Source organism: Streptomyces flavofungini, assembly GCF_030388665.1.
GTDB lineage: Bacteria > Actinomycetota > Actinomycetes > Streptomycetales > Streptomycetaceae > Streptomyces > Streptomyces flavofungini_A.
In genome coordinates, this window is record NZ_CP128846.1 from 590,758 (window position 1) to 617,369 (window position 26,612).

Here is a 26,612-nt window from a genome sequence, read left to right on the forward strand (position 1 = left end):
CAGGGATGGCGTGTTTGAGCTGCCGGCGTCGTAGGTAACTGCGATCGCAGCGTGATGCGTACGCTTTTTCGCCGCTCAGATGGTCCGGCCGGGAGCGTGGACGGCCACCGTCAGACCGGGCCACGCGAATAGGGATCAGGACCGGGATCATCTGCGAGCCATCGCCCCACTTCGGGGGGGCGGCCAGCATGGCCAGCGGCCGGAGTCCGCCCTCACGCGCCACGTGCGTCTTCGTCGTCAGGCCGCCACGCGAACGGCCCAAGCCCTCATAGGCGCGGTGCCGGGTAGGCGCCGGATGCCCCTGCCGGATTGTCGCGGCCGGGCAGGCGTGCGCTGGCGGCGTGCTGAAGAGGACGGCGCACAGCGGAGCCCGCACTCACCATCGACCAGTCGATCCGACCGTTCGCATCGGCTTCTGCCTGAAGAACCCAGAAGATTCCCTCCCGCGTCCCGTCCACGGACCAGCACCGATGTCAGTCGTAACAGGCCTACCGGCTCCCGAACCTGGCCCCAGGCCAGCCGCGAAACCAGGCGGAGCGCGGCTAGGTTCATCACTCCGCGACCGCCCTTCTGGTCCGTCAGGAAATAGTGCCCCAGCCGTCACTCGTCGAGAATTCCCTTTCGACCACACGAGAAATGCCACCGGTTCAGCCCAATGACGGGACTGCGCACGCAACTTCGGTCCTGCCTGGCCGACGCCCCTGCCCGATCTGGACACAGTGGATGAATCCAGGATTCCGCTCCCCCGTCTCCCCTGACCTAATTTTCTCCACCCTGTCCCCCACACGAGTGGCGAACTTATCCACACTCGCGGCGCCGTACACAGATCCACCTCAGGCCCTTCCACCTCAACAGACTTGGCCCGTACCGTATTTGGCGTGAGGTCACCCCCACAGCGCAGACAGCGGGACGGGAGCATGGCCGCACGGACGCAGACAAGCTCGTCAGATCACGTCAGATCACGCCCGCCTTCAGGCAGACGGCTCGAGAAAGGAACTTCGAGCAGCTCATGCGAACGACTCAGGAAAGGAGTTCCAGGCAACAACTCAGCATCCACGCGAAACGAACTCAGGGCAGCGGAGCCGACTACGCACAGTGCGCCTGCCACTCTCTGGACGCCCACGAATTCGCCACCCACACTGTGCAGGCATCAGGCATCAGGCATCAGGCATCAGGCATCAGGCATCAGGCATCAGGCACCCGTCGCTCGGCATCCGCCGCTCGGCACGCACCACCCCGCACCACCCTCCTGCGCCCTCCCTCCCCCCCAACTCCCCCACCACGGCCCTGCACCACCCCTCACCCGCGCGGTCTCGCCGCCCCTCACCCAGGAACCGTGCCATCCAACTGCTCCCCCCACCGAGAGGCAGAACAGCCATGGATCGAGCAGAACACCAAGCAAAGGACACACCACAGGCCGAAACACCCGCTCCGATACTCCGGCCCGCCAGGCGCCGGATCCTCCAAGGCGCCGCTCTCGCCGCCCTCCCGTCCGCACTCCTGACGGCGCGTCCGGCCGAGGCACAAGCACGTGCCGTCGACTACCCCCTGGCCGAGTCGGTGCCGGCAAGCACCTCCAACTACACCACCTCCAACCGCCCCACCACCTATCCGGTCGAGTACGTGATCATTCACGTCACGCAGGAGACGTACGCCGACACGCTCGCCATCTTCAAGAACCCGGCGAAGAAGGTCTCCGCGCACTACGTCGTCCGCTCGACGGACGGCCACATCGCCCAGTGCGTCCGCGAACGCAACATCGCCTGGCACGCGGGCAACTGGAACTACAACACACGCAGCATCGGCATCGAGCACGAAGGGTGGGTGGACAAGCCGCAGTACTTCACCAACGAGATGTACGAACAGTCCGCGGCCCTGACCGCGGCCATCTGCAAGAAGTACGGCATCCCGAAGGACCGCAAGCACATCATCGGCCACGTCGAGGTCCCAGGGACGGATCACACCGACCCCGGCCGGCACTGGGACTGGTCCCGCTACATACGCATGGTGAACTTCGCCTGACCGCGCCACCGCGAGCCCGACCGCGGACGGTCGAGGACCGCCGACGTCACTGCGCGGACGCTTGTCGGCCCGAGTTCCCGGGGTGACGATGGCAGCACCGCATCGCCGCCCCGGGGAGGACCGAGTTGACCGATCCATGGGTAGCTCTGGAGTTCGGCACGGACCCCGCCGAGCAGGTCCGGACGATACGGAGCGCGCATGAGCGGTTCACGGCGGGAGGCACCGTCACCCGCCCCGTGCGCTCCGTGGTGGCCGAGTCCTGGCGCCGCTCGGCGCGGGCGCGGGTCAGCCCGGAGGACACCGGAGCAGCGGTCGAACTGACGGCCGGGGACCTGGGGGCGTATCGGGCGGACCATCCGCTGTCGCGGGTGATGCCGGTGTTCCGCGAGCTGATGGGCGGCTTCGCCAAGGACGGTGAGCACCTCCTGGCGGTGTGTGACGCGCACGGCCGGCTGCTATGGGTCGAGGGGCACCCTGCCACCCGGCGGCGGGCGGGGCGGATGAACTTCGTCCCGGGTGCGCGGTGGGCGGAGTCGGCGATGGGCACGAACGCCCCGGGAACGGCGGTCGCCGTGGACAGGCCGGTGCAAGTGTTCGCGACGGAGCACTTCGTGCGCAGGGTGCAGCCCTGGACGTGTGCGGCCGCCCCCGTGCACGACCCCCGCTCCGGCCGGCTTCTCGGGGCCGTCGACATCACCGGCGGGGACGGCTTGGCGCACCCGCACAGCCTGGCCTTCGTGCAGGCGGTGGCGCGGGCGGCGGAGTCCCAACTGGCGCTCCTGTCACCGCCGGTGGAGATGGACGGTACGTGGGAGCTGACGGCGCTGGGGCGCGACGAAGCGTTGCTCGTGGCGAACGGTCGCAAGCTGCGGCTGAGCCGGCGGCACAGCGAGATCCTGGTGCTGCTCGCCCGGCACCCGGAGGGGCTGACGGGTGATGAGTTGCTGTGCGCGCTGTACGAGGACGAGTCGGTGACGCCTGTGACCTTGCGGGCGGAGTTGGCGCGGCTGCGGCAGGTACTCGGGCCAGAGATGTTGCGGTCCCGCCCGTACCGCCTGGCGGTACGGGTCACGTCGGATGGGGAGGTGGTGGAGCGGAGACTGGGGTGCGGAGCGGTGACAGCGGCGATGGCCGGGTACGCGGGGCCGCTGCTTCCGGGGTCGCAGGCGCCGGCCGTGGCGCGGTTGCGGCGGCGGCTGACCGACCAGGTGCGGGCGGCGCTCATCGCGCGGGGCGACCCCGATCTCCTGTCGGACTGGGTGCACGCGCCGTGGGGCGAGGACGACGCGGAGGTGTGGCGGGCTCTGGCGGCGGTGCGGCCAACGGCGCCCGTGGTGGCGAGGTTGCGCTCCCTCGACAGAGAGCTGACGGCCGACGCGGCGGACTCGACCTGCCGACACCGCCGGTAGACCCCGGGCCGCGCGGGTCGCGGCTGCCGTCACCGTCACCTGCGCCATCGCTGCCGCTGCCGCGCCGCTGCCGGCGCCGTCACCGCCGCCGCCGAAGGCCGTCGCCGACAGCGCGCCCACCGGGCCCGCCGCGCCCCGACCTCACGCCCCAGTCCCCGCCCCCCCAGACCCACGCCCCACGCCGCTGGCCCCACGCCGCTGGCCGCTGGCCGCAACGTACTTGCAACCTCCCTCTCCCTAACCTCCGGCGGAGAGCTGCCCAATGGCGGGCGGCGTGTCCGGGGAGGCAGTCAAGATGGCCCGTTACGCAGCGCCCGGTACGGAGGGCGCAGTCGTCGCCTATGAGGCCCGGTACGACCACTTCATCGGAGGGGAGTATGTGGCGCCGGCGCGGGGGCAGTACTTCGAGAACCCGAGCCCGGTGAACGGACAGCCGTTCACCGAGATCGCCCGGGGCACGACCGAGGACGTGGAGCGCGCCCTGGACGCGGCACACGCGGCGGCGCCCACGTGGGGGCGTACGTCCGTGGGTGAGCGCGCGGCCATCCTGAGGCAGATCGCCGACCGCATGGAGGCCGGGCTCGAAGCCCTGGCGGTGGCGGAGAGCTGGGAGAACGGCAAGCCGGTGCGGGAGACGCTCGCCGCCGACATTCCCCTGGCCATCGACCACTTCCGCTACTTCGCGGGGGTGATCCGCGCGCAGGAGGGGTCCCTCAGCGAGGTCGACGACGACACCGTCGCGTACCACTTCCACGAGCCGTTGGGCGTGGTGGCGCAGATCATCCCGTGGAACTTCCCGATCCTGATGGCGACGTGGAAGCTGGCGCCCGCGCTCGCCGCCGGCAACACGGTCGTCCTGAAGCCGGCCGAGCAGACGCCGGCGTCGATCCACGTCTGGCTGAGCCTCGTCAGCGACCTGTTGCCGCCCGGCGTCGTCAACGTCGTCAACGGTTTCGGTGTGGAGGCGGGCAAGCCACTGGCGTCGAGTCCGCGCGTCGCGAAGGTCGCCTTCACCGGTGAGACGACGACGGGGCGGCTGATCATGCAGTACGCCTCGGAGAACATCAAGCCGGTGACCCTGGAGCTCGGCGGCAAGAGCCCGAACATCTTCTTCGACGACGTGTGGGCCGCCGACGACGACTTCCGCGACAAGGCGCTCGAGGGCTTCACGATGTTCGCGCTCAACCAGGGCGAGGTCTGTACGTGTCCGTCGCGGGCGCTGATCCAGCGCGGTCACTACAGCGAGTTCGTGGAGGCGGCGATCGCCAGGACCGAGGCGATCAAGCCGGGGCATCCGCTCGACACGAACACGATGATCGGCGCCCAGGCCTCCAACGACCAGTTGGAAAAGATCCTTTCGTACCTGGACATCGGCCAGCAGGAAGGTGCGAAGGTCCTGACCGGCGGACAGCGCATCACGTACGACGGCGAGCTGGCAGGTGGGTGGTACGTCCAGCCCACGATCTTCGAGGGCGCCAACCGGATGCGGATCTTCCAGGAGGAGATCTTCGGCCCCGTCGTGTCGGTGGCGTCGTTCAACGACTTCGACGACGCCATCAAAATCGCCAACGACACGCTGTACGGGCTCGGAGCCGGGGTCTGGACGCGGGACATCAACACCGCGTACCGCGCAGGACGTTCGATCCAGGCGGGCCGCGTGTGGACGAACTGCTACCACGCGTACCCGGCACACGCGGCGTTCGGCGGCTACAAGCAGTCCGGGATCGGCCGTGAGACACACAAGATGATGCTGGAGCACTACCAGCAGACGAAGAACCTCCTGGTGTCATACTCGCCGAAGAAGCTCGGCTTCTTCTAGAGGCACGAGAAAAGGCGCCTGACCTGGGCTTTTGCCCGTCAGGCGCCTTCCGCTCGGCCCGCTCAGCACAGAGCCTGGTTTGCGTTGTAACTCCCAGTTTCTCCCTCCGCTATCGCGTTCCTGACCAGCTCTTCCGGTCTATTTCCGGTCCAGATCCCGGCTCACCCGGCAGACGCCCCGCCCTGGCTGACGCGGTCCCACTCCGCCATGGACTGCTCGATGAGGCGGTTGGCCTGCTCCCGGACGCCGTCCAGGAACTTGGCGTAGTGACGGAAGAGGACCTCGATGCTCTGACCCGCGCGGCGAGCGCATTCGGCCGGGTCCACACCGGAGTACAGCCAGAACGAGATCCCGGCGTGCCGGAGGTCGTAGGGCCGCTTGGCCAGGCCGGAGGCGAGTTCCGTGCGGGTCAGGACATACTTCCGTGCCCGTGCCCACGTCGTGCCGTACGCGGCTGCGTCCACGTAGTTGCCGGCCTGGTTCCGGAACAGCCGACCGTCCGGCGCCACACCGAACCGTTCGATGTGTGCGAGGAGCATGCGCACGAACTGCGGAGGGATGGGCACAGGCCGGGTTGCAGTAGCCGCACGGCGCTTGAGCGAGTGCACCTCGTGCACCGCGCCGTCGTCCGTCCACTCCTTTCCCGCAGTGACGACGCCGCCCGACAGGTTGAGCATCCCCCACCCGGTCTCGGGCAGATGGCACTGCTCGCGCCGGAGGTGGATGACCTCCGCCGGTCGCATGGCCGCGTAGTACATGCAGCCGAAGAACGCCTCCAGGTGAGGACCGCGCCCACGCAGTTCGGCGACCGCCGTGAGCAGGCGGGCGACCTGAGCCGGATTGGGGACGGCAGCCGGGTCCACTTCCTCGTTGACCGCCGGAGCGCTCCACCGGAGCCCCTTGAGGGGGTTCTCCGTGAAGTAACCTTTCTCCACAGCGGTGTTGAGAACTTCGTTGAACGCAGCCCGCTTGCGCCGCGCCGTCTTGGCCGCAGCGGCCTTGCCGTCCACCTTGCGACACAGAGCGTCCAATGCCCGGCGCAGTACATCGGCTGCCGCAAGAGCGCTGACCGGCAGGGAGTTCCGCCTAATCCAGTCCAGCGCCTTCCGCCACTCCTCGGTCGGCTCCTGGGCCCATGCGTTCTTGTTGAACGCCCACGAGTACAGAGCACGCCGCAGCACCCGCGGCTCCGGATAACTTGCACCCCGGTGCACCAGGGCAGGCGTGATCGTGGCGAATGCGTCGGCCAGAGTGCGGCGGGTGTTTCCCGGCGTACGGTCCCACCGCTGGTCGAGGTATTCGTGGGCAAGGTCGTACCACGTCGTCCGCTGCTTAATAGCCCGCAGCTCGGACGCCGGCAGGCCCGTGTGCTCGTCGAACGGCTCGCCCTCGCGCGCCGCCGTCATGAGCTTCGCATGCCTGCTCTCGGCGAGCCCGACAGTGCTGAACGATTCTGAATTCTCGCGCCCGTTGACCGTCCACCGCACCTGGAAACGGCTGCGCCGGCCAGGGCGCTCGCGTATGTCCCAGAAGCGGACGTTGTAGCTCATCGCCAAGTGTCAGAATCTCTCTCGCATGCTTCCCACCAGGCGTCCAGGTCTGCGCGACGGCACCGGAGTTCGCCATTGGGCAACTTGATCATGTGGGGTGCTTGCCCGCGAGCGCGCATTCGGTAGAACGCTGACGGACTCATACGGATCTCCGCCAGAACCTCGGCGAGCTTCAGCGCGGGAGGGCGAGCCATGCAATATCACCTTCGTGTTGGTAAAGGCTTCATGCCAGAAATCCAGGCACGCATACGCAGCACAGCTCCCCAGCTCTGCATGGCCGCACATCATGGAGCGGACGGGAAGAGGCAGCGCGGCATCGAGGATCGAAGCAGCGTGGTTTTCCTCACGGCACTCGGGCGAGCGGTCCGGAGGGGGGAAATTGCGTAGCGGGCGGCCTTAGCCGTGGCATGAAAGCGCGGTCATTGACGTATCAGCAGGTGGCAACATCCGCGCTACTACCTCCTCGCGAATGCGTGCGGCGCTGCCAGCTGCGTTCGCCACGGCCCCGCCGCCAAGCACAGCCGGGTGCGAACACCATCAATGCTCTGGAGAATCCCCGGTTTCGCTAACCGGGGATCGTCTGCTATGTATCGCGCAGCACGAAGGGAAGCACCCCTGGCGCTCGTGCCGCCTGCTTCAGGAAGCCAGTCGATAGGACCGGAGAACGGGGGGCGCTCCATCCGTGAACAGCATCAGAAGCCCGTCATCGGTGAGTCGGCTGAGGCTACGGGCCACCACGCGCTCGGAGGAGCCAAGGGCTTGGGCGACGTGTCGAGTTGCGGCTCCGGGGTGCACCGCGATGTGCGCGAGGACCGCTCGATCACGACGGTAGCCCCGTTGCACCAGGTCCTCGCCGAACAGTCCGGCCGCGCAGACGCATAGGCACAGCGCCGCGGCAAGGGCACCGTATTCTTCCGTCTCCTGTGCGGTCCACGCATTCAGAGCGCCGAGCGCCAAGAGGATGGGGGCGGTGAAGCGGGCGGATCGGAGGGCGGGATTCGACAGATTTGCCTCCTTGAGACAGGCCTCGGCGGTGAGACCGATTAGGACGGGAGTAAGGGGCTGCCAAGGTACTCGACCTGTCTGCCGGATGGCCCGGAGGTCCGTTCCCTTGGCTGACCAGGTGTTTTCCGGGACGTTGTACGTTGACATGGTCTCGGAGGAGGTTCCAGTCCCTTGGGGCTCTTTCTCGTCTGCCGTGGGCGAATCCGCGCCGAGCGCGCTGCGGGCAGCGACTCCGTTGACCAACGGATCTCGGGCCTAACCGCCCCCAGGTCAGGCGACGGCCCGTACTGGGGCGATAGCGCCTTGCCCTGTGTTCTCCGCCCTCTGCTCTTCGCGCGAGGCGGAGGCTTCTCCGCGAACGGGCTTCCCCGCGATTGATCTTGGCCACAGGTGGGGGCATGGCGAACGCTGCGCGAGCCGGGTGCGTACGCGTACTGCTGGCTGAAGGCGCTGGAGGGCGAGGCCCGGCCGGCGGAGGTGGAGCTTGCTGGGGGCGGCCCGGTGACGGAGGGTGCCGGGCTCGGGGCTGCGTGGGGGTCAAGACCGCCTGAGCTGATTGGCGGGAATGACCGCTTACTTCCCGCCTTGCTCAGCTTGGCGGCTTTCGGTCCTTCTACAAGCTTGCGATCGACGTCAAGGTGGACAGCACCGGTGGTGACCCCGCCGCCGCCCGGAGAGCCAGGAGAGGAAGCGACGATGCCTCCGATGCCGATCAAGCCCGGTGTCTACAGGTTCTACGCCCACATCATCGGCCCCCGGCCCTCCTCACGGCCCGCCCGCACGCTCTCCAGCACGGGCTTCCCGTCGCCACCGACCGCCCGGAGTACGGCTTGTCCACCCCGGTCTTCAGGTTGTCCGGGACCAGACGCCGCGGGACACCGCCGAAGAAGCGGAAGGCTTCCGCATGCGCGAGCGTCCAGGCGTGCTGGTCCATGTGCTGCACCGGACGGACGAACATGTGTCGCGAGGCGGGAAGCACCATCACGAACGCCCAGATCCGGTGCCGTTTCCCCGTAGCCGGATTGATCCACTGCCCCAGGAAGCCGTAGTCGATCTGGGACTCCGAGCCCGGCTCGACAGCATCCCGCAGCACCGTGACCTTCGAGCGGGCCGCCTCGTCGGCAGGTTCTCATGCACCCAGCGGCGGAACGTCGACAAGGACACCTTCAACTTGCCCTCGTCCCGCAGCCGTTGATGGATCGTGGTGACCGTGGTGGTCTCCAGCAGGGACTTGACGTGATCGCGGTGCGGCTCGATCTCTCCCCACCGCACCTGGTTCAGCTTCCGGCTGGCCAGCTCCGGGAACCAGCTCTTGAGCTGCTTGGCCCAGTCCGCCTCGCTCATGGGCGGCCCGCCCGGGGTGATCCCGGCGGCCTCCGCCGGCGCCAGGTACTTCCTGACCGTCTTGCGGTCCACCCCCAGCGAGACGGACACCTGGCTCTTTGAGCGGCCGGCGTACCAGTGCACGTAAATCTCGACGATGTCGACCACGGTGAACGTTCTCCTTGCCATCCGGTGTGTCTGTCGACCTCTCGGTTCGCAGGTCGAGGGACCGTGACGTCTCCGAGAGGGCCAGGACCCTCAACCCGGCACCGGCATGCCCATGGGGAACCCGACGGATACGCAAGGAAGATCCAACAGATACTCAAACCACCCGAAACAGGGAACATCGGGCCAGTTCGAGCGCGGTCACGAGCACCATCAACGGTCAGCGTCCCCCTGGGGAATCGTGACCGCCGGGGTGGGGAATTAGGTGACGCCGATCATGCAGATTGTGGGTAATTGTTTGACCGCTCACACCGGGTGGACTTCACTCCGGCCATGGTGTCGATGGCCCGACCCCAGGTGGTGCACGCCTGCTCGATGTGGCCCTGCTTGGCCTGCTGTTCGGCCTGGGCGACCAGGTCGAGGGCGATGATCCGCGCGTAGGTGGTGCCCGGGCGGCTGGCGGTGGCGGCCGCGTAGCTGCGGGCGGAGTTGGCCCTGTCGCCGAGCGTCTCGAAAACCTTGGCGGTGCGCGAGTGGACAGTGGCGGCCGGCGGGCACATGGTGTGAATCGAGCTGTCGGCGCGGCACCCTTTTCTGTGACGGTCCGTTGTGCCCGCGGCGCACGTTCGTCGACCAGGTCGCGAGGGGTGACTGTCCGCTATGGCCGACGAACGCCCCTGTCGCGGCCTACTGTTCGCGTGACCTGTCCCGGCGGTTCTCCACCGCGATCCGGTCCGGTAGCGAGTGTCAGTAAGGGGCAAAGTCACGCGGGGCAGGCGGGCTCGGTGGGCTGATCAGGCAGGTATACGGCATTCTCCGCGGGGGTGAGGTCGCGGGCAATGGCCTTGCAGATCATCTTGATCTCGGTGTCCGGACCGATGTGAGACCACAGCCGCGCGGTGTTGCCAGCGTTGCCCGTTGCGAGGGTGCGCCCGTCGGGACTGAACGCCACCGAACTCACGGCGCTGGTGTGGTCAGTGAGGATGGTGAGGGTCTTGCTGGTGGCCGTATCCCACAGCCGCACGGTGTCGTCTTTGCTGGCGGTGGCCAGAGTGTGCCCGTCGGGACTGAACGCCACCGAGGACACGCTGCCGGTGTGGCCGGCGAGGGTGGCACGTTCCTTGCCGGTGGCCGCATCCCATAGTCGCGCGGTGTGATCGCTGCTGGCGGTGGCGAGGGTGCGCCCGTCGGGGCTGAACACCACCGACCGCACGCTACCGGTGTGGCCGGCGAGGGTGGCGCGTTCTTTGCCGGCGGCCACGTCCCATAGCCGAACATTATTGTCAGCGTCGTTCGTGGCGAGGGTGTGCCCGTCGGGACTGAACACCACCGACCACACGGTGAGGCTGTCGCTGTCGGTGAGGACAGCACGTTGCTTGCCGGTGGCCACATCCCACCGCCGCACGGTCTCGTCGGCGCTGGCGGTGGCGAGGGTGTGCCCGTCGGGACTGAACGCCACCGAGAGCACGTCGTCTTGGTGGCCGGTGAGGGTGATGCGTTGCTTGCCGGTGGCCGTATCCCACAGCCGCGCGGTGTCGTCTTTGCTGGCGGTGGCGAGGGTGCGCCCGTCGGGACTGAACACCACCGAGGACACGCTGCCGGTGTGGCCGGCGAGGGTGGCACGTTCCTTGCCGGTGGCCGCATCCCACAGCCGCGCGGTGTGATCGCTGCTGGCGGTGGCCAGAGTGCGCCCGTCGGGACTGAACGCCGCCGAGCGAGCGTAGCCAGTGTGGCCGGTGAGGGTGGTGCGTTTCTTGCCCGTGGCCGTACCCCACAGCCGAACCGTGTCGTATTCGCCGGTGGCAAAAGTGCGCCCGTCGGGACTGAACACCACCGAGAGCGCGAAGCTGGTGTGGCCGGCGAGCGGGCTGCGTTGCTTGCTGGTGGCCGTATCCCACAGCCGAACGGTGCGGTCGGCGCTGGCGGTGGCCAGGGTGTGCCCGTCTGGACTGAACGCCACCGAGTGCACGTCGTCTTGGTGGCCGGTGAAGGTGGTGCGTTTCTTGCCGGTGGCTGCATCCCACAGCCGAACCGTGTCGTCTTCGCCGGCGGTGGCCAGAGTGCGCCCGTCGGGACTGAACGCCACCGACCGCACGCTGCCGGTGTGACCGGTGAGGCGATGACGCAGAGGAAGGCTCGCGGCGGCGCTGAGACTGCCGGTGGCTTCCGCGGTCGGGCTGGTGCGGTAGGCGCTGACCGCGAGGAGGGATGCGAGATCGGGGTTGGTGCTGATCAGAGAGGCGGACCGGGAGGCGAGTTGCCGGGACTGGGCGGCCTGCCGTTGGGTGTCGGCTGTCTGCCGGGCAGTGATCGCTGTCTGCCGCTGCCAGAAGGCCACCCCCGAGGCGATCAGGGCGAGGGCAAGGACGGTAGCCAGGACGGCGTTGAGGCGCCTGCTGCGCCGGATGACGGTCTGCTGGTGGCGGCGTCCGGCGTCGAGGAAGGCTTGGAGGTCAGCCGGCAGGCGGCGACGGTCCGACCAGTCCATGCCCTCGGCGAGGACGGTTCCGGCGGGCAGGTCCTGGGGGTGGCGGTGTTCCTGCCAGCGGGCGTGCTGGGTACGGGCGCGGTGGAGCCAGTCCTGGAACCGGGTGTCCTGCTCGACCCACATGCGCAGGGTGTCCCAGTCGCGGATGAGCGCGTCGTGGATCAGCTCGGCCACCGGAGTCCCCTCCGCGTCGCCGGGCCGCCCCGGCTCACGCACCCGGTCGGTGGTGACGATGCGGTGGCAGGAGAGGACGGCCAGGACCTCGTCGACGGCCCGCAGCGCCTCGGGCGTACCGTCGACGGCGGCCAGGTCACGCAGTTCGTCGAGCGGGAGCTGCTGGCGCGCCGCCGGGATGTGCAGGGCCCCATCAGCAGGGCGGACCAGGGCCGTCAGGATCCGCTGCGCGATGCCCTGCTGCATATGAATCAGTATGTGGATGCCCTGACGGTCATCTCGGCCATTGAGGGGAGCTCACCGACAGCCAAGGCCGAGATCAAGCGCCTCGAAGCCAAGGCCGACAAGCAGTTCACGAACCTCCTTCTCGACGTCGAGGACTCCGGCAAGAAAGCCTGGGCACTCGGCAAGGCCGTGTATTACGGAACCCTTGCAGTCAGCCGCTTCGCGGACTTCATCTCCGACCCTGAGCTCCACAAGGACCTTGAGGATATCAATAAGGGCTTCAAGAAGATGAGTGGCGCCCTCGACCAGATGAACAAGGGCGTCGATCAGATCAATCGGGGCCTGAAGGAGATGAACAAGGGCATCGACAAGGCTAATTCCGGGCTGGCCGAAGCCAACAAGGGGATCACCAAGGCGAACAAAGCCATGGGCGACCTCAATAAGGTCATCCCTGAATTTGTCAAGGCCGCCGAGCGGCTCAACAAGATCACTGATCGCGTCCACATCGACTTCCCGATCACTCTCGAGGGAATTGTTACCGGAAAATCCCCACTAGAGAACGCCAACCTGAGAGTTGGTCTCTCCGCCCTCCTGGACCTGGTTCCCGGGATCGGCGACGGGAAGGGGATTCTCGAGGGCATCACCGGGAAGGACAAAATCACCGGGCGGGGCCTCAGCGGAACTGACCGTATCCTCGGGTCCGTGGTGCTCCTGCGCTGGATGAAGGCAGGCAAGAAGGCCATCACGGCGGAAGACCTGTCCAAGGCCATGAAGGCCGAAAAGGCGACAGGGAAGGTCGACGGATGGCTTCCAAGGAATGCCTATGACAAGATCCCGTCTTCGCTGAAGGAGTACGAGACGCTCAACAAGAAGGGGGTCGGCTACCGCTGGAACGATGGCAAGGGCAACGGCGTGCGGATCGACAAGGGCGAACCGAGCAACCCTCAGAAGTACCAGCAAGTCGATCACGTCGTCATCAACTCAGGCGGGAAGATAATCGGGCGCGACGGCAAGGTGATCAACGGCTCGATCAAGGACAACCCCCGTGCCGCGCACATCCCCGTGGACGAATGGGTCAAGTGGAAGGCATGGAACAAGCCGTGACTACAAGGAAAGCCGTCAACCTCCCCGAGATGCGCGCCGAAGTAGTCAGCGCCGTCCGAGCCCTCGCCTCCCCCGAGCACCAGCAAAAGGTGTGGATCGATCGCACATACCCACATCCGGACTACTACGACGACCTCACCCTGAACGTGCACATCCTGTACGACGACACAACTGTCCTCGCTTCGCCCGAGGCGGCCCTCGGGAACACGCTGGCATCAGAGCAAGAGGTGCGGGCCATGGAGGAGTTGGCCCGCGCCCTCGACGCCGTACTGGAGGACGTAAGTGCGGATGTTCCAGACGCGGAGTTCCTCCGATCCCCCCTGTGGCCGCTGGTCGTGGTCGCTGCGCAAGCTGCCCTTGCCGCCCTCGAAGAACCTGAGCTGCACAGCGGGCCGCCGGCCTGATCTCCACGGAAACAGGGCGTGAATGGCGCCCCCTGGGGCACACAGCAGGCGGGCCGCACAGAGCCTTCTGTGCGGCCCGCCTGCTGTGTGAATCTTCGTTCCGGTTCCCGGCTCGCGGCGGGTGGGTGGGGGCTAGGGTTGTTCATGGACGTCTCCTTCGTGTGGGCGTCGGCGGGGAGTCCGTCCGGCCGGTGGCCTCGGAACCGGTGGCCGGGGCCGGACTCCCCCATCTCACGTGTGCCGCTGGTCAGTCAGTGGCCTGCGGTGAACTCCTGCAGCTGCTCCACGAGTCTTTGCGCAATGCTCCGTGGGGAGCGTGATCACCCCGGCGGTGGCACCCGGGCGCGACCTGCTCACGCACCCGCGGGACGGCCATCCGAGAGCCGGTCTGTGGCGGCGGGTGATCGAGTGGGATCAGTTCTGTGCCGAGGGGCGTTGCCGGTGCTCGTGCGGGACCGGAGGCCGACGGGGAGTTCGCGGGCGTGAGGATGAACCACCTCCACACCAGCGCGTGCGGGCCTACCCTGGCTGCAGGGTCCCGGCCGCGTGCGGGGGACGCCCTGAATTGTGTCGCTCCCCGCCCCTGCGGGGCTCGCCCGCCCTTGAGATGCGGGTCCGCCGTGATAGGGGGAGGCCTCATGCCTGACGACTCTCAACCGCCCGTCCGGATCCAGGGCTGGAGCAAGGCCGGAGCCGAGCGTCTCGGCCGCCGGTGGAACAACGCCGAGGGTGACTGCCATTACTGCGGTATGCCCAACTGCCAGGAGTGCGGGCCGCTGCCCAGCATGCTCCGCGACGGCGACCTGATCCTCACCCCCGAGCAACGGCGCCTGCGCGACTCCTACCGTGCCCACCCCAACGGCGGCGACTAGGGACTTTCGTTTGGATCAGCGGGCGGACCACAGGAAGATGGCGGCGATGTGGAGTCCGGCCAGGTAGATGGTGGCTGTCTTCTCGTAGCGGGTGGCGATGCCGCGCCACTGTTTGAGGCGGTTGATGCACCGCTCAACGGTGTTGCGCTGCTTGTAGGTCTCGCGGTCGAAGACCGGTGGCCTGCCGCCCCGGCTGCCTCGTCGCAGCCGGTGGCCACGCTGGTCTGCCGGGACCGGAATCACTGCCCGGATGCCGCGCTTGCGTAGGTGGTCGCGGATCGCACGGGATGAATACGCCTTGTTCGCCAGGACCACGTCCGGCCTGGTGCGCGGTCGCCCGCGTCGCCGGGGAACGCGCAGGCGGGCCATGACGTCGGTGAAAGCCGGTGCATCGCCGGCCTGGCCGGCGGTGAGAACGAACGCGAGAGGTCGGCAGCGGGCATCGGCTGCGAGGTGGATCTTGGTCGTCAGCCCGCCGCGGGACCGGCCGACGGCGTGGTCGGCCGGTTCGCCGGCCGGGGCCCCTTTTTGCGGGCCCCGGCCGCGTGCTGGTGAGCCCGCACGATCGTGGAGTCCACCGACACGGCCCAAGCCAGGTCCTCGTCGGCGTCGGCCTGGGCCATCAGCGCGGTGAACACCCGCTCCCAGGTGCCATCGACGGCCCACATCCTCAACCGGTTGTAGACGCCTCGCCAGTTGCCGTACTTCTCCGGCAGGTGGACCCACTGCGTTCCGCTCTGGAACTTGAACGCGATCGCGTCGATCACCTCACGATGATCCCGCCAGCGGCCGCCCCGCTTCGGCGTCCGGTCCGGGAGCAACGGCTCGATCCGCGTCCACTGCGCATCTGTTAACGGCACACCCGGACCAACGACTGGCTGATCCGAACGAAACTGCCTAGCGCCCGGGCCCGCCGGCCTGACCAGGTGGCGGCTCACGGGGCACGGCAGAGTCATCACCGCGGCGTGCGGCGGCTGCCAACTCGGTCGTGCTTCCCGCGCTCCACTGCCCTCACTGCGGGTGGTTTCCGCGGCGAACACCACCTCGTGCTGCAGGCGCTGGTCTAGCCTGCGGCGGCATGGAGATCGAGCTGACTCGCGATGAGCACCTGAGGGCCTTAGCCGCACTGGAGGCCGTCGTCGAAGGCAACGACGCTGCCTTGACGGTCCTGGCAGGCGGTGCAGGCGAGCGCCCGTTGCCGGCTCTGCTCGCCGCGTACGGACAGCACACGCTGCACCGCATCCTGATCGCTGCGTTCGGTATCGACGCCACCATGGATCACGATGAAACGGGCCGTCTGGTCGCGGAGATCAACAGTGATCCGATGGCCCGCGTCGTCTTCGTCCTGACCGACGCCCTGCACAATCAGGCCGCTCTCGTCGGCGACGACCCCGCCACCGCGAAGCAGGTCGCCCGGTCCATCCTCCTGGCGCTCCACGCGTTCACCGACGCTCAGAACGACGACGCCCTGGCCCTGCTGCGCGCGCTGCGCAGCGAGGCCCTCCGCTGAACGGGACCTGACTCGCGGGGTGGCCGGTACGCGCAGGCCCTCCGGCGCGGGCCTTCCGTGCTCCACCGATGCCCGGCACCGTGCCAGGGAGGCGAGCGTTGTGCTTCTGGGACCCGCTGGCCTGTGACGTGAGCATGGGAGTGGCAGCGAGCTCATGGACGAAGGCCGGGTGCTCCCGTCGCTGTACGCCCGGCCTGCTGTGGGCCGGTGGGGGCGGGAGCGAGCGGTGGGAGGACCCAGCTCTGCCCACGTTGCGGAAGGTGGATCTCATGGCGGCCGCGCGGCCCGACGGTGACCTCGAAGTCCCGCGGTCCCGGCGCCCCCGCGGTCTGGTACCAGGTGTAGGCCTGTTCCACTTCGTCCCACAGGTCGCGCGGTCCGCTCTGGAAGACTGCCCGCGGGCCGTGGCAGTAGGCCACCGCGCGGGAGCCGGTCTCGTCCCAGATCCGCACGCGCAGGCTCTCGTACCTCTCCCCAGCGTCATAGCGCCAGGCGTGCACGAGGTCGGGGAGCTTCAGGCCGAGGGCGAACTGGGCCCGGACGTCGCCCGGGAGGGCCGCGGGGTCGAGCGCGGCGAGGGATTCACGTACCGGTGAGGTCCCCTCGGGCCAGGGGGCGGGGCGTTGGGGACGTGACCACATGAAGGCGACGGTGCCGGTGAAGCGGCCGTGCGCGCGGCGGCCGTCGTCGCTCACCTCGAGGCGCAGCAGCCCGTAAGGGGCGAGCGGAGTGTGGAAGGGCGTGACGATGATGCCGCCGGGCGTCTGCCGGAGCCAGGCAAGCGGGATGCGCCGGACGGCCATGGTGGACAGGAAGCGGTCGAAGGGCGCGCGCCTCGGGCAGCCGTGGGTGGCGTCGCCGAGTACGACGTGCGGGTGGTGGCCGGCCGCGTGCAGGTGGATTTTGCAGGCGCGGGTGAGGCCGGGGTCGATCTCAATGGTGGTCACGCTGTCCTCGCCGGCGATATCGCTCAGCAGGGCCGCCGTCCAGCCGTAACCGGCGCCTGCCTCGCAGACCCGGTGGCCCGCGTGGAGGTCGAGGACATCGAGGAGTTCGGCGTTGACCGCGGGCATGGAGGATGAACTGGTCGGGTGCCCGGGCCCGCCGGGGAGGCCGTCGTCGAGCTGGGTGATGAGGTAGCCGGGGCTGTGCACGAGCTCACTCCAGCGTTCGCGCTCGCGGCCGCGGTCGACCGCGATCCACCGGCCGGCCTGCTTGGTCCAGACGCGGTCGGGCACGAAGTCCTCGCGCGCCACGCGGGTGAAGGGCGCCCGCCACTTCTCGGGGAGCTCGCCCCGCGTGATGAGGTGCTCGACGAACGCACGGTTGTCCACGGCTATCCCGAAGACGGGCCACTGCCACTTCCCTTACTGCCCGCCTTGGTCCGCACCGCCGAGCGGCGCCTCAAGGAAGCCGCCGCACGGCTCACAGCGCTGCACGCCGCCCCCCCCTAGGGTCTACCTTCACCATCATTGGCGAACGCTTCACCGTCCCGCCTTCCAGCAGGCGCGCCAACCAGAGGCCCACGCGGGCGTGGGACGAGAGCGGACGCCTGCGGCACCTGGACGCCGAAGAACGCCGGGCCTTCTTCGCCTGGGTCACCGTGGAAATCCTCCGCCACACCGGCATCCGGATCGAAGAGCTCTTGGAGCTCAGCCACCAGAGCATCATCAGCTACCGGCTGCCCACCACGAGCCAGGTCATTCCCCTCCTGCAGATCGCCCCGTCCAAGACCGACCGTGAACGACTGCTGCTGGTCAGCCCGGAGCTAGCGGACGTGCTCAGCGCCGTCGTCGCCCGCGTGCGCGCCGAAGATGGGATCATCCCGGCCATCCCGAGCTACGACGTCGGCGAGCGCGTCTGGAATCCGCCGATCCCGCTGCTCTTCCAGTACGTCTCCGGCGACGAGCACGTGGCCTTCACCGTCAGCTTCGTCCGCAAGGCTCTGGACGAGACTCTGGAAGACTCCGGCCTTACCGACACCTCCGGGGCGCCCCTGCGGTTCCAGCCCCTGGACTTCCGACGCATCTTCATCACCGACGCCGTCCTCAACGGCCTGCCACCCCACATCGCCCAGGTCATCGCCGGACACAAGGACATCCACACCACCATGGGCTACGCGGCGATCTACCCCAAGGACGCTATCGAGGCCCACCGGGCCTTCCTCGCCCGGCGCCGCGCCTTGCGCCTACCAGAGGAATACCGCGTGGTCACCCCAGAGGAATGGGACGAGTTCCTGGGACACTTCGAGCGCCGCAAACTCGCGCTTGGCGAGTGCGGACGCGCCTACGGAAGCGACTGCGTCCATGAACACGCCTGCGTACGATGCCCCGTACTCATCGTCTCCCCAGCGGAAAGGCCCCGGCTGGTTGAGATCCGAGACAATCTCTCCGACCGGATCGCCGAGGCCCAGCGTGAGGGCTGGTTGGGCGAGGTTGAAGGCCTATCCACCAGTCTTGCCGCAGCACGAGAGAAGATCGGCCAACTCGACAGGCAACAGGAAGGCAGGGCTTCCCAGGTCTTCATCGGGATCCCCACGTTCGACCAGATCGTGGCTCGCGCCAGCCAGACACGGGAACCGTGACAGACGGCAAGAACGTGTCGCCCCGATGAGCGTTCACGCCCGGCACGCACCGCGTAGGAGGTCGAACTCCCCCACGATTCGGACGTTCGGTACTTCACTATCTCGATCCTAGGAGGGGTGCGTGCGCTTCATTGTGCTGGAGGCGGATGAGCTGCCCCAGGACGGACCGCGGGCTTGTCTTCTGGCGCCGGCGCCTTGGCCCGATGACGACTACCTGACGCTGTACAACCTCTGGTTCCGAGACAATGCCGGGACTCTCCACCAGCTGGGCTCGGTCAAGATCGCCTACGCCGATCTCATCCGGGATGAGAGGCCTCTCGAAGCCGGTGAGTTCGATGAGCTGACAGGACATGATCGCCAACTGCATTGGTTCTCCGTGGGGCAGAGCGACATGTACTACGAGAATATCCGCAAGCTCGGTGCAGGAACCCGCCTGGAGATCCTCAGGGGGCTCTGCGACATCGCCTTCAGCTCTGCTGCCTTCGACTCAGCCTTTGGCTGGGACGTCACTAAGACCTCGCTTCTGCGCAGCGTCACACCGCAAACCGTCGAGGCCCAGTTCAGGCGTATCGCTCACGGTGGTCCCCGGCTGACGGCATATCACTTCGCCTACCTTCCGCCGCCGTCTGTTGGCGGAACGGCTGCCTGGCCTCTGTCCTTCTCCGTTGAACCGCACTCCCGGCCCCCGACCAACATCCATGTACTCATTGGCCGTAACGGGGTCGGCAAGACCACCGTTCTCGGCAACGTCGCCCGGGCGGTGCTGGACTCGGGAGTGGGAGGCGCTCGCGCCGGGGAGATCACCTGGCCCAGTGGAATGCAGGGATCCTTCGCGAACGTCGTCGCCGTCACGTTCAGCGCTTTCGACCCCGTCCAGGACCACACTGCAGCTGAGGCCGACGTGGATGAGGACGGGCACCCTCAGCTGAAGGGCTGGGATGGGAGCAAGGACGTCTCCGGCGAGGAGGCTCCGCCGGCTGAGCCGGTGGAAGAGGCGGTGGCGTACACGTATGTCGGTCTGGCCAAAGTCGATGAGATGGGTCGCCCCACGCATGAGCGCAAGTCGTACGACGATCTTGCGGAGGAGTTCTGCAGGAGCGTCGAGGAGGTCATGGCCGCCGGCCGTGTCAGCCGCTGGATCGACGCCCTGAACAAGCTGAGCAGCGATCCGCACTTCTACGAGTCCCCCATCCACGGCTTCGCCCGAGCCATGCACAGGCGCAAGAAGATCCACAAGAAGGACGCTGTCACCGCGCGGAAGATCTTCTCCTCCCTCAGCTCGGGGCACGCCATCATCCTGCTGACCATCACCCGGCTGGTGGAGACCGTCGCAGAGCAGTCGTTGGTGCTCCTGGACGAGCCCGAGGCCCATCTACATCCGCCACTACTTGCCTCCTTCATCCGGGCTCTGTCGGATCTGCTCACTGACCGCAATGGCGTTGCCCTGATCGGCACTCATTCCCCGGTGGTCTTGCAGGAGGTACCGCGCTCCTGCGTCTGGAAGGTCAGCCGCTTCGACCGCCACGCACCTGAGCGGCCCGCTATTGAAACCTACGGCGAGAACGTCGGAATCCTCACCCACGAGGTCTTCAACCTCGAGGTCCGAGAATCTGGTTTCCACGCAGAGATCGAGAAGGCCGTCAACGACATCGGATCCTACGAGCAGGTTCTGGACCACTTCGGCGGGCAGCTCGGCGGTGAGGCGAAGGGCTTGGTTCGGATCCTCCTGGCATACCGTGCCGCGAACGGACACTGATGATGTGGCCGCTGGACCCGCCGTCAATCACCGCTCGGAACAGCTACGAAGCCTGCGTGGCGTCCACCAGGGACCTGGATCGGCGCGCGCACTTGCTGGCCGCTGGCGACGACGTTGAGGCTGCCGGCGAGCACTTCCGGCAGGCCGCACAGGCGGGCGCGCTACACGAACTGCTCGGCGCGGACTTCGCGGTGCCGGGCATTCCAGCCAGGGATGCCGTCCAGTGGGTATACGACAACGGCATGGTCAACACCCGAAACGGCCGCGCCATCTACGACCAGCTCATGGCTGGGCCCAAGGACGAGCGATGCCCTCTTTGCGGCTACGGTGTGGTTCGCACCCTGGATCACTACCTGCCCAAGAAGATGTTCCCCGCGCTCTGCGTCGACCCGCTGAATCTCGTTCCCGCGTGCACCGACTGCAATCACGCAAAGGGTGAGAAACTGCCCACCCAAGCTGAAACTACTCCTCTTCATCCTTATCTTGATCGCATTGACAATGACTCCTGGCTCGACGCAAGGGTCGCGGGCACCGAGCCTGTTTGGCTCGAGTTCTATGTCAACCCGCCGCCGATGTGGGACTCCCTCCTCATCGACCGGACCCGACACCATTTCGTTCTGTTCGACCTGGCCGAACGCTTCTCCGTTCAGGCCAACCGCACCCTGAGCAGCGTCCGCCAGCTCCTCACGACGACCTTCGCGGTGGGCGGTGCGGGCCTGGTCCGCGATTACCTGACAGGCGAGGCCTCGACACGCCTCGCTTATCGCCCCAACGGCTGGGAGGGGGTGGCATACCGGACCCTTGCCCGAGATGATGCCTTTTGCGGCGGCTCGTTCCTATGAAGTCAGTCAAATCGCCGTCTCACACCTCTAGTTCACAGAAGACCAGGAGGCCGCCCAGCGGTCCGCCGACCAGTTCGCGGTAGGTGTAGCCGGGTTTCGGGCCCGGGTCGGGGTCCTCGCGGTCGCTGCCGTAGACACGGCGCGGCATCAGCTCGTCCATGCTGGTGAGCGTCCCAGACGGCACTGACATCCGGGGTTACCCACAGGAACATCTGTTCCTCGCGCGGGAGCCGTACGGTGCTGCCTACTGCCGATCGAGAGGGGTTGGGTGTGCGGTGCGGAGCAGTGTTTGAGGAGCTCGCGGTCGAGGTCGTGACGGAACTGCCCGGCGGGGCCAGGCGCGAGGTCCTCGATCTGATCGAGCGGGTCCTCCTCACCCCCCGGGCGTGGCCGGACGTACGCGATGCAGGTGCCATCGAGGAGATTCGTGAGGCTTTCGGCGCCCGCTGCTGGATCCAGTACATGCCGCACGACGGGGCCATCGCGGTGCGCGAGATCGGATGGGCGGGGTGACCGGAGGCGAGAACCGTCGGCTCGAGGCGGCGCGAGGCGAACGCGGCACCGGGCCTTCCTCCTCCACCCTTGTGCTGGCCGAGGGTTCCCCGGGACAGAAGCCCTGGCTCGCCGGGCGCGAGCGCGACACCCCCTCGGTCCACACACCCGTCTCCCGTTTCGTTTCTTCCGGCGCTTTTGCCCTCTGCCCGCAGAGCGGGCCAGGGCGATAACCGGGCGTCCGATGCGCGCGAGCGCCGTGCTCGACGGACGCGGGAGCTGTCAGCCTCGTGTTGGTAGCGGCCGTCGAGTGCGGGCCCGTCACGCCACAGTTGGGCAGGTGCCTTCCGTTCCCGGGGCGAGGACGACGGCCTGGCAGATCTAGCAGCGCACCTTGTCCTCCCAACCACGCCCTTCGACCCGGCGGTCGACAGGCGTGGTTGACCGCGAACCAGATACCGATGAACGGCCCGCTCGGTTCACTCCTGACTGCTGCGGGAGGCTGCCCAGCGGCCGCGCCCCGGACGGGCCCCGTGGGCCGCCTGGACCTGGTCCGCTGCGTAGCGGCCCTCTCCGCTGCGCCCGGGCGCACGGCTGATGGCCTGAAGGCCCCAGCGTGAAAGCTGCTTGCGTGCACTCCCCTGCGCTGAGGGCCCCTGGTAGCCGAGGTAGTCGGCGACCTGGGACAGCGGCCAGTGATCGACGTCGCGGTGGAGGTAGGCGTCGACGTCGTCCACGTGCCACAGGGGCATGCGGCCGCCGAGGGCGAGGTGCCGCGGCGGCGGGGTGTTGCCGACTTTACACAGCAGGCTCCAGCCGGACGCGTGCATCGGCACACCCGCATCGACGGTGTGGAGGATGACCTGGTCGAGGGTGAGGCAGCGGTCCTCACGGGCGGCGTCGGCGGAAGGCACCCGCCGCTCGCGGGCGCGCAGGCGCGTCTCGCATCCGGCGACCGGCCAGGCCGAGACGGGGATCGACCGGGCGTTCCGCTCCAGCCACTCCTCTGCCGTCGTCGAATCCTTTGGCGCCGGATTCCAGTTCGAGATCAGGCGCAGGTCCGGCTGGACTGCTCCGGCGTCGGCCTCCGGGCTGTAGCCCCTGATCGTCCGGAAGTCGGGGTGGTCGCCCTTGAGCTTGCCGGTGTCGCAGAGGACAGCGAGGGGCTTGTGGCCGGGCGAGTCGTGGATCGCCTCGGCCAGGGCCCGCGCTTTCGGGGTGAGCGTGTCGAGGTCGACTTCGTCGCGGATCAGGACGCGCCTGGAGCCCAGGCGTACGCACACCGTCACGGTGCTCACGTGTATCTCCTGTATCCCCCGGGGCTGGGAGGTCAGCTGGCGGGCGGGCGGAAGAAGTGGTCCCAGAGCCGTTCCCCGAGGTCGAGGACGTCGGAGGTGGGCACGATGGCCTCGCCGTTGTAGGAGGTACGCACGCGACCGTCACAGCGGTGGGAGGCGACGTGCCGCATCGCGCCGGCCGCGTAGAGGGGATCGGCGTGCTCCTGCAGCACGACCCTCACCGTCCCGAGCTGGCTGACGGCGAAAGCCCGGTAGTCGGGGTTGCTGATGGCGGCGACGCTGTCGGTGAGGAGCGCGAGCACGGTCACGGTGATGCGGCGCTGTCCGTCGCGGACTCGGTCCCGCACCTTGGGGGTAACAGTGATCTCCACTGGATGGCCGGAGGGGTCGACGCTGGTGAAGGTGCGGGGGGTGGTGAGGAGGGTGTCCCAGTTGAGGGTCATGGCGTGCCTTCCTGGCGCCCGCCGGGGCGTGCTCTTGGAGGTGCGTCGCTCTCGCTCACACCATAATGCCTCACAGTGAGGCGTTGTGGAAGGTGTTGGCCAACTGCGCCCGCGGCTACCGCCATTGCAGGCGGCCGCGCCCAGAGATGGGTCTCAGAGGGGGCAGTGCCGGTCGCCCCCGGAGGGCGCGGCGGAGTACGCGTACGGTGGTCCGGGGCCTCTCGACAGCGAGCTGCGCCAGAGCCGCTCCCGAGTCGTCAGATGGCCCAGCTCACCACGAACAACGACCTGGCGTTCGACTTGCCGCCGGATCTCACCCAGGGGGTTGGGATGGCTTCCACCGCACTGAGGCACGTGGACGCTCTGTGGGCGGCGGTTCGCTCCATTGAGGTATGCCCTGTAGAGTCCCACGGAGGCGAGCGGTCCGTCATGGTGGGAGGTTTCGACGAGATCGCCGAGCTGGCCGGCCTCTTGGAGGTCGACCTCGAAACCGATCCCTTCGACTGCATGTGTCTGGGCGACATCCAGTTCACGGTCCGGGGTGAACTCGGCGCCGTACTGGGGGTGCTGACCTACCACTTGGGCGGAGGGCTGAACTGGCCGCGATGGCACGGTCAGGTCCCGCTGGTGCGCCCTGGAGAACTGATGGATTGGCTGGTCAGCTGCGGCGTGATCGACCCGCGCGAACCGTGAACATCGTGGCGCTCGGGTCGCGATCGTCAAGACCGAGTCCCGGTAAACCGTTGGGGTCCGCGGGCAGGGTCCCCAGCCGCCCGCAGATCGCCGGACTGACGGCGGCCCCCACAGCGCCGTCACGGAGATGGGGGCCAATCTCGACGGCGACGCCCCCTCACCTACCGCAACGACGACGAGTACCTGGCCGCACACCACGGCGGACGATGGTCGGCCGCCTGGCACCGGCAGGTGTGCGCCCGAGCCGCCGAACAACCGGTGCACGCATCGACTACGCGGACGAACCAGAGGATCTCTGAGACGGTCAGAGGGAGGGGATACGGACCCTCTGGTGCCCTTGGCCAGGACGTGAGGGCAACGTGCCGGAGCTCGGATCACCCTGGCGGGTTTCCTCCGCGGAGCAGGCGCTCGCGTTCCAACGCGCTGCGTGCGTCGGGTGCGTGCGGGTCGGGGCCCGGAGGGGGCGCGGGGGTGCGCAGGGAGCGTTCGATCTCTTCGCTGGCGCGCAGGATGCGTGTTGCGTGGGGTGGTCCTGTGGGCCACAGGTGCAGCAGGTAGTCCTCGAGGGGCTCGTCGCAGATCTTGTCGGGGGCGAGGGTGCGGCCGCGGGCGTGGAGGCGCAGGCGGTAGGGCCCGTGGCCGTGGGTGCTCAGCAGTGGCAGGTCGCGGACGTCGCCGCGTTCCAGGGACTGCACGTGCAGGCGGCCGGTGGGGGCGTGCACGGTGACCTCGATGACCTCCTCCCACCCGTTCCACCGGTCCGGTGATGTGGGCGGCGGGCCGCCGCTGGTGGCTACGGTGACGCGGACGGGTCCGTCGCTGACGCCGGTGACGATCAGCGCGCCGGAGGACATGACCGCGATCAGGCCGTTGGACCAGTCTGCGGTGTGGGCTGGGATCTCTCCGGCGTCCAGGACGCCGAACAGGCCGTCCACCGCTTCCACGAGTGCCATGAACTGCCTCCTGACGTCGGGGTGTTGCCCGCAGGGCGCCCGCTCTCAACCGGCATGTTCCGGGCGGCCGCCCTGTGGAGCACGGTCAGCTGGCCCGGGCGGCCAGAAGCTGGGCGCGGGTGTAGGTCGTCGATCCATCCTGTGGGGTGGAGGTCAGCAGGTCGAGCAGTCCGCGCGGTGCTTCGGGAGCCCCCGGGGTCATGGCGGGGGCGGAGATGTCGTCGAGCAGGGCGTCGAGGAGTTCGGCGAGGGTGTGGCAGCCGGTGCCGGGGTAGCCCCAGCTCACCCCGTAGCCGGGGCGTTCGGGAGCGAACCAGAGGGTGTCGTCCAGGGTGCGGATCCACACCGCGTAGTTGCTGACGGTGAGGGCGGCGAGCGGGGAGTGGGTGGGCAGGCGCTGCAGCGCGAACGTGGCGATCTCCCGCTCCGATTCGTGTGAGCGCACCGCCGGGATGCCGGTGACGGGGTCGGTGAGGAGGTCCTCGGGGCTCGCGTCGGGGGCGGTGCCGAGCAGCATCTTCTCCAGGACGCTGGGGTACTGGCCGCGGTCGGCGGGCAGCAAGCGGGTGGCCCATTCGCGGGCCGTGGGGCAGGAGCTGGGCCGGGCGCAGACAAGGGCACCGGTGTGCCAGTCCTGGCCGCCGTCCCAGCGCTGGGCGAAGTCGGCGGCACGGTGGGCGAGGACGTCGCGGCGCTCGGTGATGGCCAGCCAGCCGGCCCGGCGCACGACTTCCGACGGTTCCACAGCGGTGGGCTGCCCGGATCGGTAGCCACCTGCCCGTTCACCCCGTGTCGGCGGTGTTTGTGGGAGTAGTCGGCCCGTCCGTCGCCGACCCGGTCGCACTCGGAGAGAGTGCCGTCCAGCAGGACGAAGTCCACATCGGTCTCGCGCAGGACCTTCAGCAGACCCGGCGCCCGTTCGGCGAGCAGATGGATGACCGCGTCGGCGTAGGCGTGTGCGGTGGACTCGCTGATTCCGAACCCGGCAGCGATGTTCGCCAGGATGGTGTGTTCGCGCAGGTACACCATGCCACCATCGCGCGCTGAGACGGGCGGAGCTTGCAGCGCCGGTCGCCCTCATGGGTGACAACGAGCATGGTGACCCACTCCACGAGCGCATGGGACAGGTCGAGTGCGGCAGGATAGATGACCAACGAGGCTCCTGAGCAGCGTGATTGAGACGTCAGACATCTCGATCAACAGCTCGGGGGCCTCGCTCGCTGCGCTTCATGGACCGTCACCTGATCGGTGACCAGCTCGAAGAAGCTCAGTCATTGGCCTATCAAACCACCGTTAGTACCTCTTATGGGAAGCGTTTTGATTCTTCAGCTGAGGGACGAGGTTCTCCGCTTTGTTGTACGCGCCGCAGGTGCCGTTTATGGCCTGGGAGATGCCGCCGTAACCGGAGTTGAAGTAAACCCGATTGTAGACCGAGCATTCAGCGCTTGCGATTGAAGCAGCACTGTTCTTGATTCCTTGCC

Annotated in this window: 24 protein-coding genes and 2 pseudogenes; 12 read left to right on the forward strand and 14 right to left on the reverse strand. The window is 67.9% G+C overall.

The window, feature by feature from the left end; translation table 11 throughout:
- The first annotated feature begins 1,377 nt into the window (after positions 1 to 1,377).
- The 3 genes from QUY26_RS02580 (at position 1,378) to adh (ending at position 5,250) form a co-directional block, all read left to right on the forward strand.
- Entirely contained in the window at positions 1,378 to 2,022 is a 645-nt protein-coding gene (locus QUY26_RS02580; RefSeq protein ID WP_289943459.1) for an N-acetylmuramoyl-L-alanine amidase, read from the forward strand.
- Between the two features lie 125 nt (positions 2,023 to 2,147).
- Entirely contained in the window at positions 2,148 to 3,431 is a 1,284-nt protein-coding gene (locus QUY26_RS02585; RefSeq protein ID WP_289943460.1) for a GAF domain-containing protein, read from the forward strand.
- A gap of 295 nt (positions 3,432 to 3,726) precedes the next feature.
- The gene (gene adh, locus QUY26_RS02590) at positions 3,727 to 5,250 is read left to right on the forward strand and encodes an aldehyde dehydrogenase (RefSeq protein ID WP_289943461.1); all 1,524 of its coding nucleotides are present in this window, start codon (positions 3,727 to 3,729) and stop codon (positions 5,248 to 5,250) included.
- Between the two features lie 161 nt (positions 5,251 to 5,411).
- Here adh and QUY26_RS02595 read toward each other — a convergent pair whose 3' ends face one another.
- The 6 genes from QUY26_RS02595 to QUY26_RS02620 form a co-directional block, all read right to left on the reverse strand.
- Positions 5,412 to 6,800, reverse strand: coding sequence for a tyrosine-type recombinase/integrase (locus tag QUY26_RS02595; protein ID WP_289943462.1), 1,389 nt, complete (start codon positions 6,798 to 6,800; stop codon positions 5,412 to 5,414).
- Positions 6,797 to 6,994, reverse strand: a complete 198-nt coding sequence (locus QUY26_RS02600) for a helix-turn-helix transcriptional regulator (RefSeq protein ID WP_172387188.1) — start codon at positions 6,992 to 6,994, stop codon at positions 6,797 to 6,799. The genes QUY26_RS02595 and QUY26_RS02600 overlap by 4 nt, the downstream gene beginning before the upstream one ends.
- Positions 6,995 to 8,550: 1,556 nt before the next feature.
- The gene (locus QUY26_RS02605) at positions 8,551 to 8,787 is read right to left on the reverse strand and encodes a hypothetical protein (RefSeq protein ID WP_354670751.1); all 237 of its coding nucleotides are present in this window, start codon (positions 8,785 to 8,787) and stop codon (positions 8,551 to 8,553) included.
- Positions 8,787 to 9,296: a hypothetical protein gene (locus tag QUY26_RS02610; protein WP_289956398.1), complete on the reverse strand. Its 510-nt coding sequence runs from the start codon at positions 9,294 to 9,296 to the stop codon at positions 8,787 to 8,789. The genes QUY26_RS02605 and QUY26_RS02610 overlap by 1 nt, the downstream gene beginning before the upstream one ends.
- Positions 9,297 to 9,568: 272 nt before the next feature.
- Positions 9,569 to 9,853: a hypothetical protein gene (locus QUY26_RS02615; RefSeq protein ID WP_289943464.1), complete on the reverse strand. Its 285-nt coding sequence runs from the start codon at positions 9,851 to 9,853 to the stop codon at positions 9,569 to 9,571.
- Positions 9,854 to 10,056: 203 nt separating this feature from the next.
- Positions 10,057 to 12,201, reverse strand: a complete 2,145-nt coding sequence (locus QUY26_RS02620) for a WD40 repeat domain-containing protein (protein WP_354670662.1) — start codon at positions 12,199 to 12,201, stop codon at positions 10,057 to 10,059.
- A gap of 405 nt (positions 12,202 to 12,606) precedes the next feature.
- Here QUY26_RS02620 and QUY26_RS40890 point away from each other — a divergent pair, with 405 nt between their 5' ends.
- The 3 genes from QUY26_RS40890 to QUY26_RS02635 all read left to right on the forward strand — a co-directional run bounded on the left by QUY26_RS40890 (position 12,607) and on the right by QUY26_RS02635 (position 14,560).
- The gene (locus QUY26_RS40890; protein WP_354670752.1) at positions 12,607 to 13,284 is read left to right on the forward strand and encodes a pre-toxin TG domain-containing protein; all 678 of its coding nucleotides are present in this window, start codon (positions 12,607 to 12,609) and stop codon (positions 13,282 to 13,284) included.
- Entirely contained in the window at positions 13,269 to 13,688 is a 420-nt protein-coding gene (locus QUY26_RS02630) for an SCO4402 family protein (RefSeq protein ID WP_289943467.1), read from the forward strand. Before QUY26_RS40890 ends, QUY26_RS02630 begins: the two co-directional genes overlap by 16 nt.
- A gap of 638 nt (positions 13,689 to 14,326) precedes the next feature.
- Positions 14,327 to 14,560, forward strand: coding sequence for a hypothetical protein (locus tag QUY26_RS02635; protein WP_289943468.1), 234 nt, complete (start codon positions 14,327 to 14,329; stop codon positions 14,558 to 14,560).
- A gap of 15 nt (positions 14,561 to 14,575) precedes the next feature.
- Here QUY26_RS02635 and QUY26_RS02640 read toward each other — a convergent pair.
- A pseudogene (locus QUY26_RS02640) lies at positions 14,576 to 15,420 on the reverse strand (IS5 family transposase).
- Between the two features lie 218 nt (positions 15,421 to 15,638).
- Between QUY26_RS02640 and QUY26_RS02645 the strand changes: the two are divergent.
- Complete coding sequence (locus QUY26_RS02645) at positions 15,639 to 16,070, forward strand: hypothetical protein (RefSeq protein WP_289943469.1); 432 nt, start codon at positions 15,639 to 15,641, stop codon at positions 16,068 to 16,070.
- A 152-nt stretch (positions 16,071 to 16,222) separates the two neighbouring features.
- Here QUY26_RS02645 and QUY26_RS02650 read toward each other — a convergent pair whose 3' ends face one another.
- Positions 16,223 to 17,404 (reverse strand): protein-L-isoaspartate(D-aspartate) O-methyltransferase, encoded by a 1,182-nt coding sequence (locus QUY26_RS02650; protein ID WP_289943470.1) that lies wholly within the window; start codon positions 17,402 to 17,404, stop codon positions 16,223 to 16,225.
- Positions 17,405 to 17,673: 269 nt separating this feature from the next.
- On the opposite strand from QUY26_RS02650, the gene QUY26_RS02655 reads away from it, so the two are divergent.
- The 3 genes from QUY26_RS02655 (at position 17,674) to QUY26_RS02665 (ending at position 21,252) form a co-directional block, all read left to right on the forward strand.
- Positions 17,674 to 18,654, forward strand: coding sequence for a site-specific integrase (locus tag QUY26_RS02655; RefSeq protein ID WP_289943471.1), 981 nt, complete (start codon positions 17,674 to 17,676; stop codon positions 18,652 to 18,654).
- A 121-nt stretch (positions 18,655 to 18,775) separates the two neighbouring features.
- Complete coding sequence (locus QUY26_RS02660) at positions 18,776 to 20,410, forward strand: AAA family ATPase (RefSeq protein ID WP_289943472.1); 1,635 nt, start codon at positions 18,776 to 18,778, stop codon at positions 20,408 to 20,410.
- A gap of 56 nt (positions 20,411 to 20,466) precedes the next feature.
- Positions 20,467 to 21,252 carry an HNH endonuclease gene (locus QUY26_RS02665; protein ID WP_289943473.1) on the forward strand — a complete coding sequence of 262 codons (786 nt, stop codon included), beginning with the start codon at positions 20,467 to 20,469 and terminating at the stop codon, positions 21,250 to 21,252.
- Positions 21,253 to 21,271: 19 nt separating this feature from the next.
- Here QUY26_RS02665 and QUY26_RS02670 read toward each other — a convergent pair whose 3' ends face one another.
- Positions 21,272 to 21,412, reverse strand: coding sequence for a hypothetical protein (locus tag QUY26_RS02670; protein ID WP_289956401.1), 141 nt, complete (start codon positions 21,410 to 21,412; stop codon positions 21,272 to 21,274).
- A 110-nt stretch (positions 21,413 to 21,522) separates the two neighbouring features.
- Here QUY26_RS02670 and QUY26_RS02675 point away from each other — a divergent pair, with 110 nt between their 5' ends.
- On the forward strand, positions 21,523 to 21,765 hold the full coding sequence (locus QUY26_RS02675) for a hypothetical protein (protein ID WP_289943474.1): 243 nt from the start codon (positions 21,523 to 21,525) through the stop codon (positions 21,763 to 21,765).
- Between the two features lie 458 nt (positions 21,766 to 22,223).
- On the opposite strand, the gene QUY26_RS02680 is transcribed toward QUY26_RS02675, so the two are convergent.
- Positions 22,224 to 23,042: a hypothetical protein gene (locus QUY26_RS02680; RefSeq protein WP_289943475.1), complete on the reverse strand. Its 819-nt coding sequence runs from the start codon at positions 23,040 to 23,042 to the stop codon at positions 22,224 to 22,226.
- Between the two features lie 32 nt (positions 23,043 to 23,074).
- Positions 23,075 to 23,485 carry a hypothetical protein gene (locus QUY26_RS02685; protein ID WP_289943476.1) on the reverse strand — a complete coding sequence of 137 codons (411 nt, stop codon included), beginning with the start codon at positions 23,483 to 23,485 and terminating at the stop codon, positions 23,075 to 23,077.
- Between the two features lie 261 nt (positions 23,486 to 23,746).
- Here QUY26_RS02685 and QUY26_RS02690 point away from each other — a divergent pair, with 261 nt between their 5' ends.
- Positions 23,747 to 24,178 carry a hypothetical protein gene (locus QUY26_RS02690; RefSeq protein ID WP_289943477.1) on the forward strand — a complete coding sequence of 144 codons (432 nt, stop codon included), beginning with the start codon at positions 23,747 to 23,749 and terminating at the stop codon, positions 24,176 to 24,178.
- A 374-nt stretch (positions 24,179 to 24,552) separates the two neighbouring features.
- Here the strand turns inward: QUY26_RS02690 and QUY26_RS02695 are convergent, their stop codons facing one another.
- From QUY26_RS02695 to QUY26_RS02705, 3 genes and pseudogenes are all read right to left on the reverse strand, one after another.
- The gene (locus QUY26_RS02695; protein WP_289943478.1) at positions 24,553 to 25,131 is read right to left on the reverse strand and encodes a hypothetical protein; all 579 of its coding nucleotides are present in this window, start codon (positions 25,129 to 25,131) and stop codon (positions 24,553 to 24,555) included.
- Between the two features lie 85 nt (positions 25,132 to 25,216).
- Entirely contained in the window at positions 25,217 to 25,876 is a 660-nt protein-coding gene (locus QUY26_RS02700) for a hypothetical protein (protein WP_289943479.1), read from the reverse strand.
- Positions 25,873 to 26,285, reverse strand: a pseudogene (locus tag QUY26_RS02705) (helix-turn-helix domain-containing protein); the annotation flags it as partial. The pseudogene QUY26_RS02705 and the gene QUY26_RS02700, both read right to left, overlap by 4 nt.
- Positions 26,286 to 26,612: the final 327 nt, after the last annotated feature.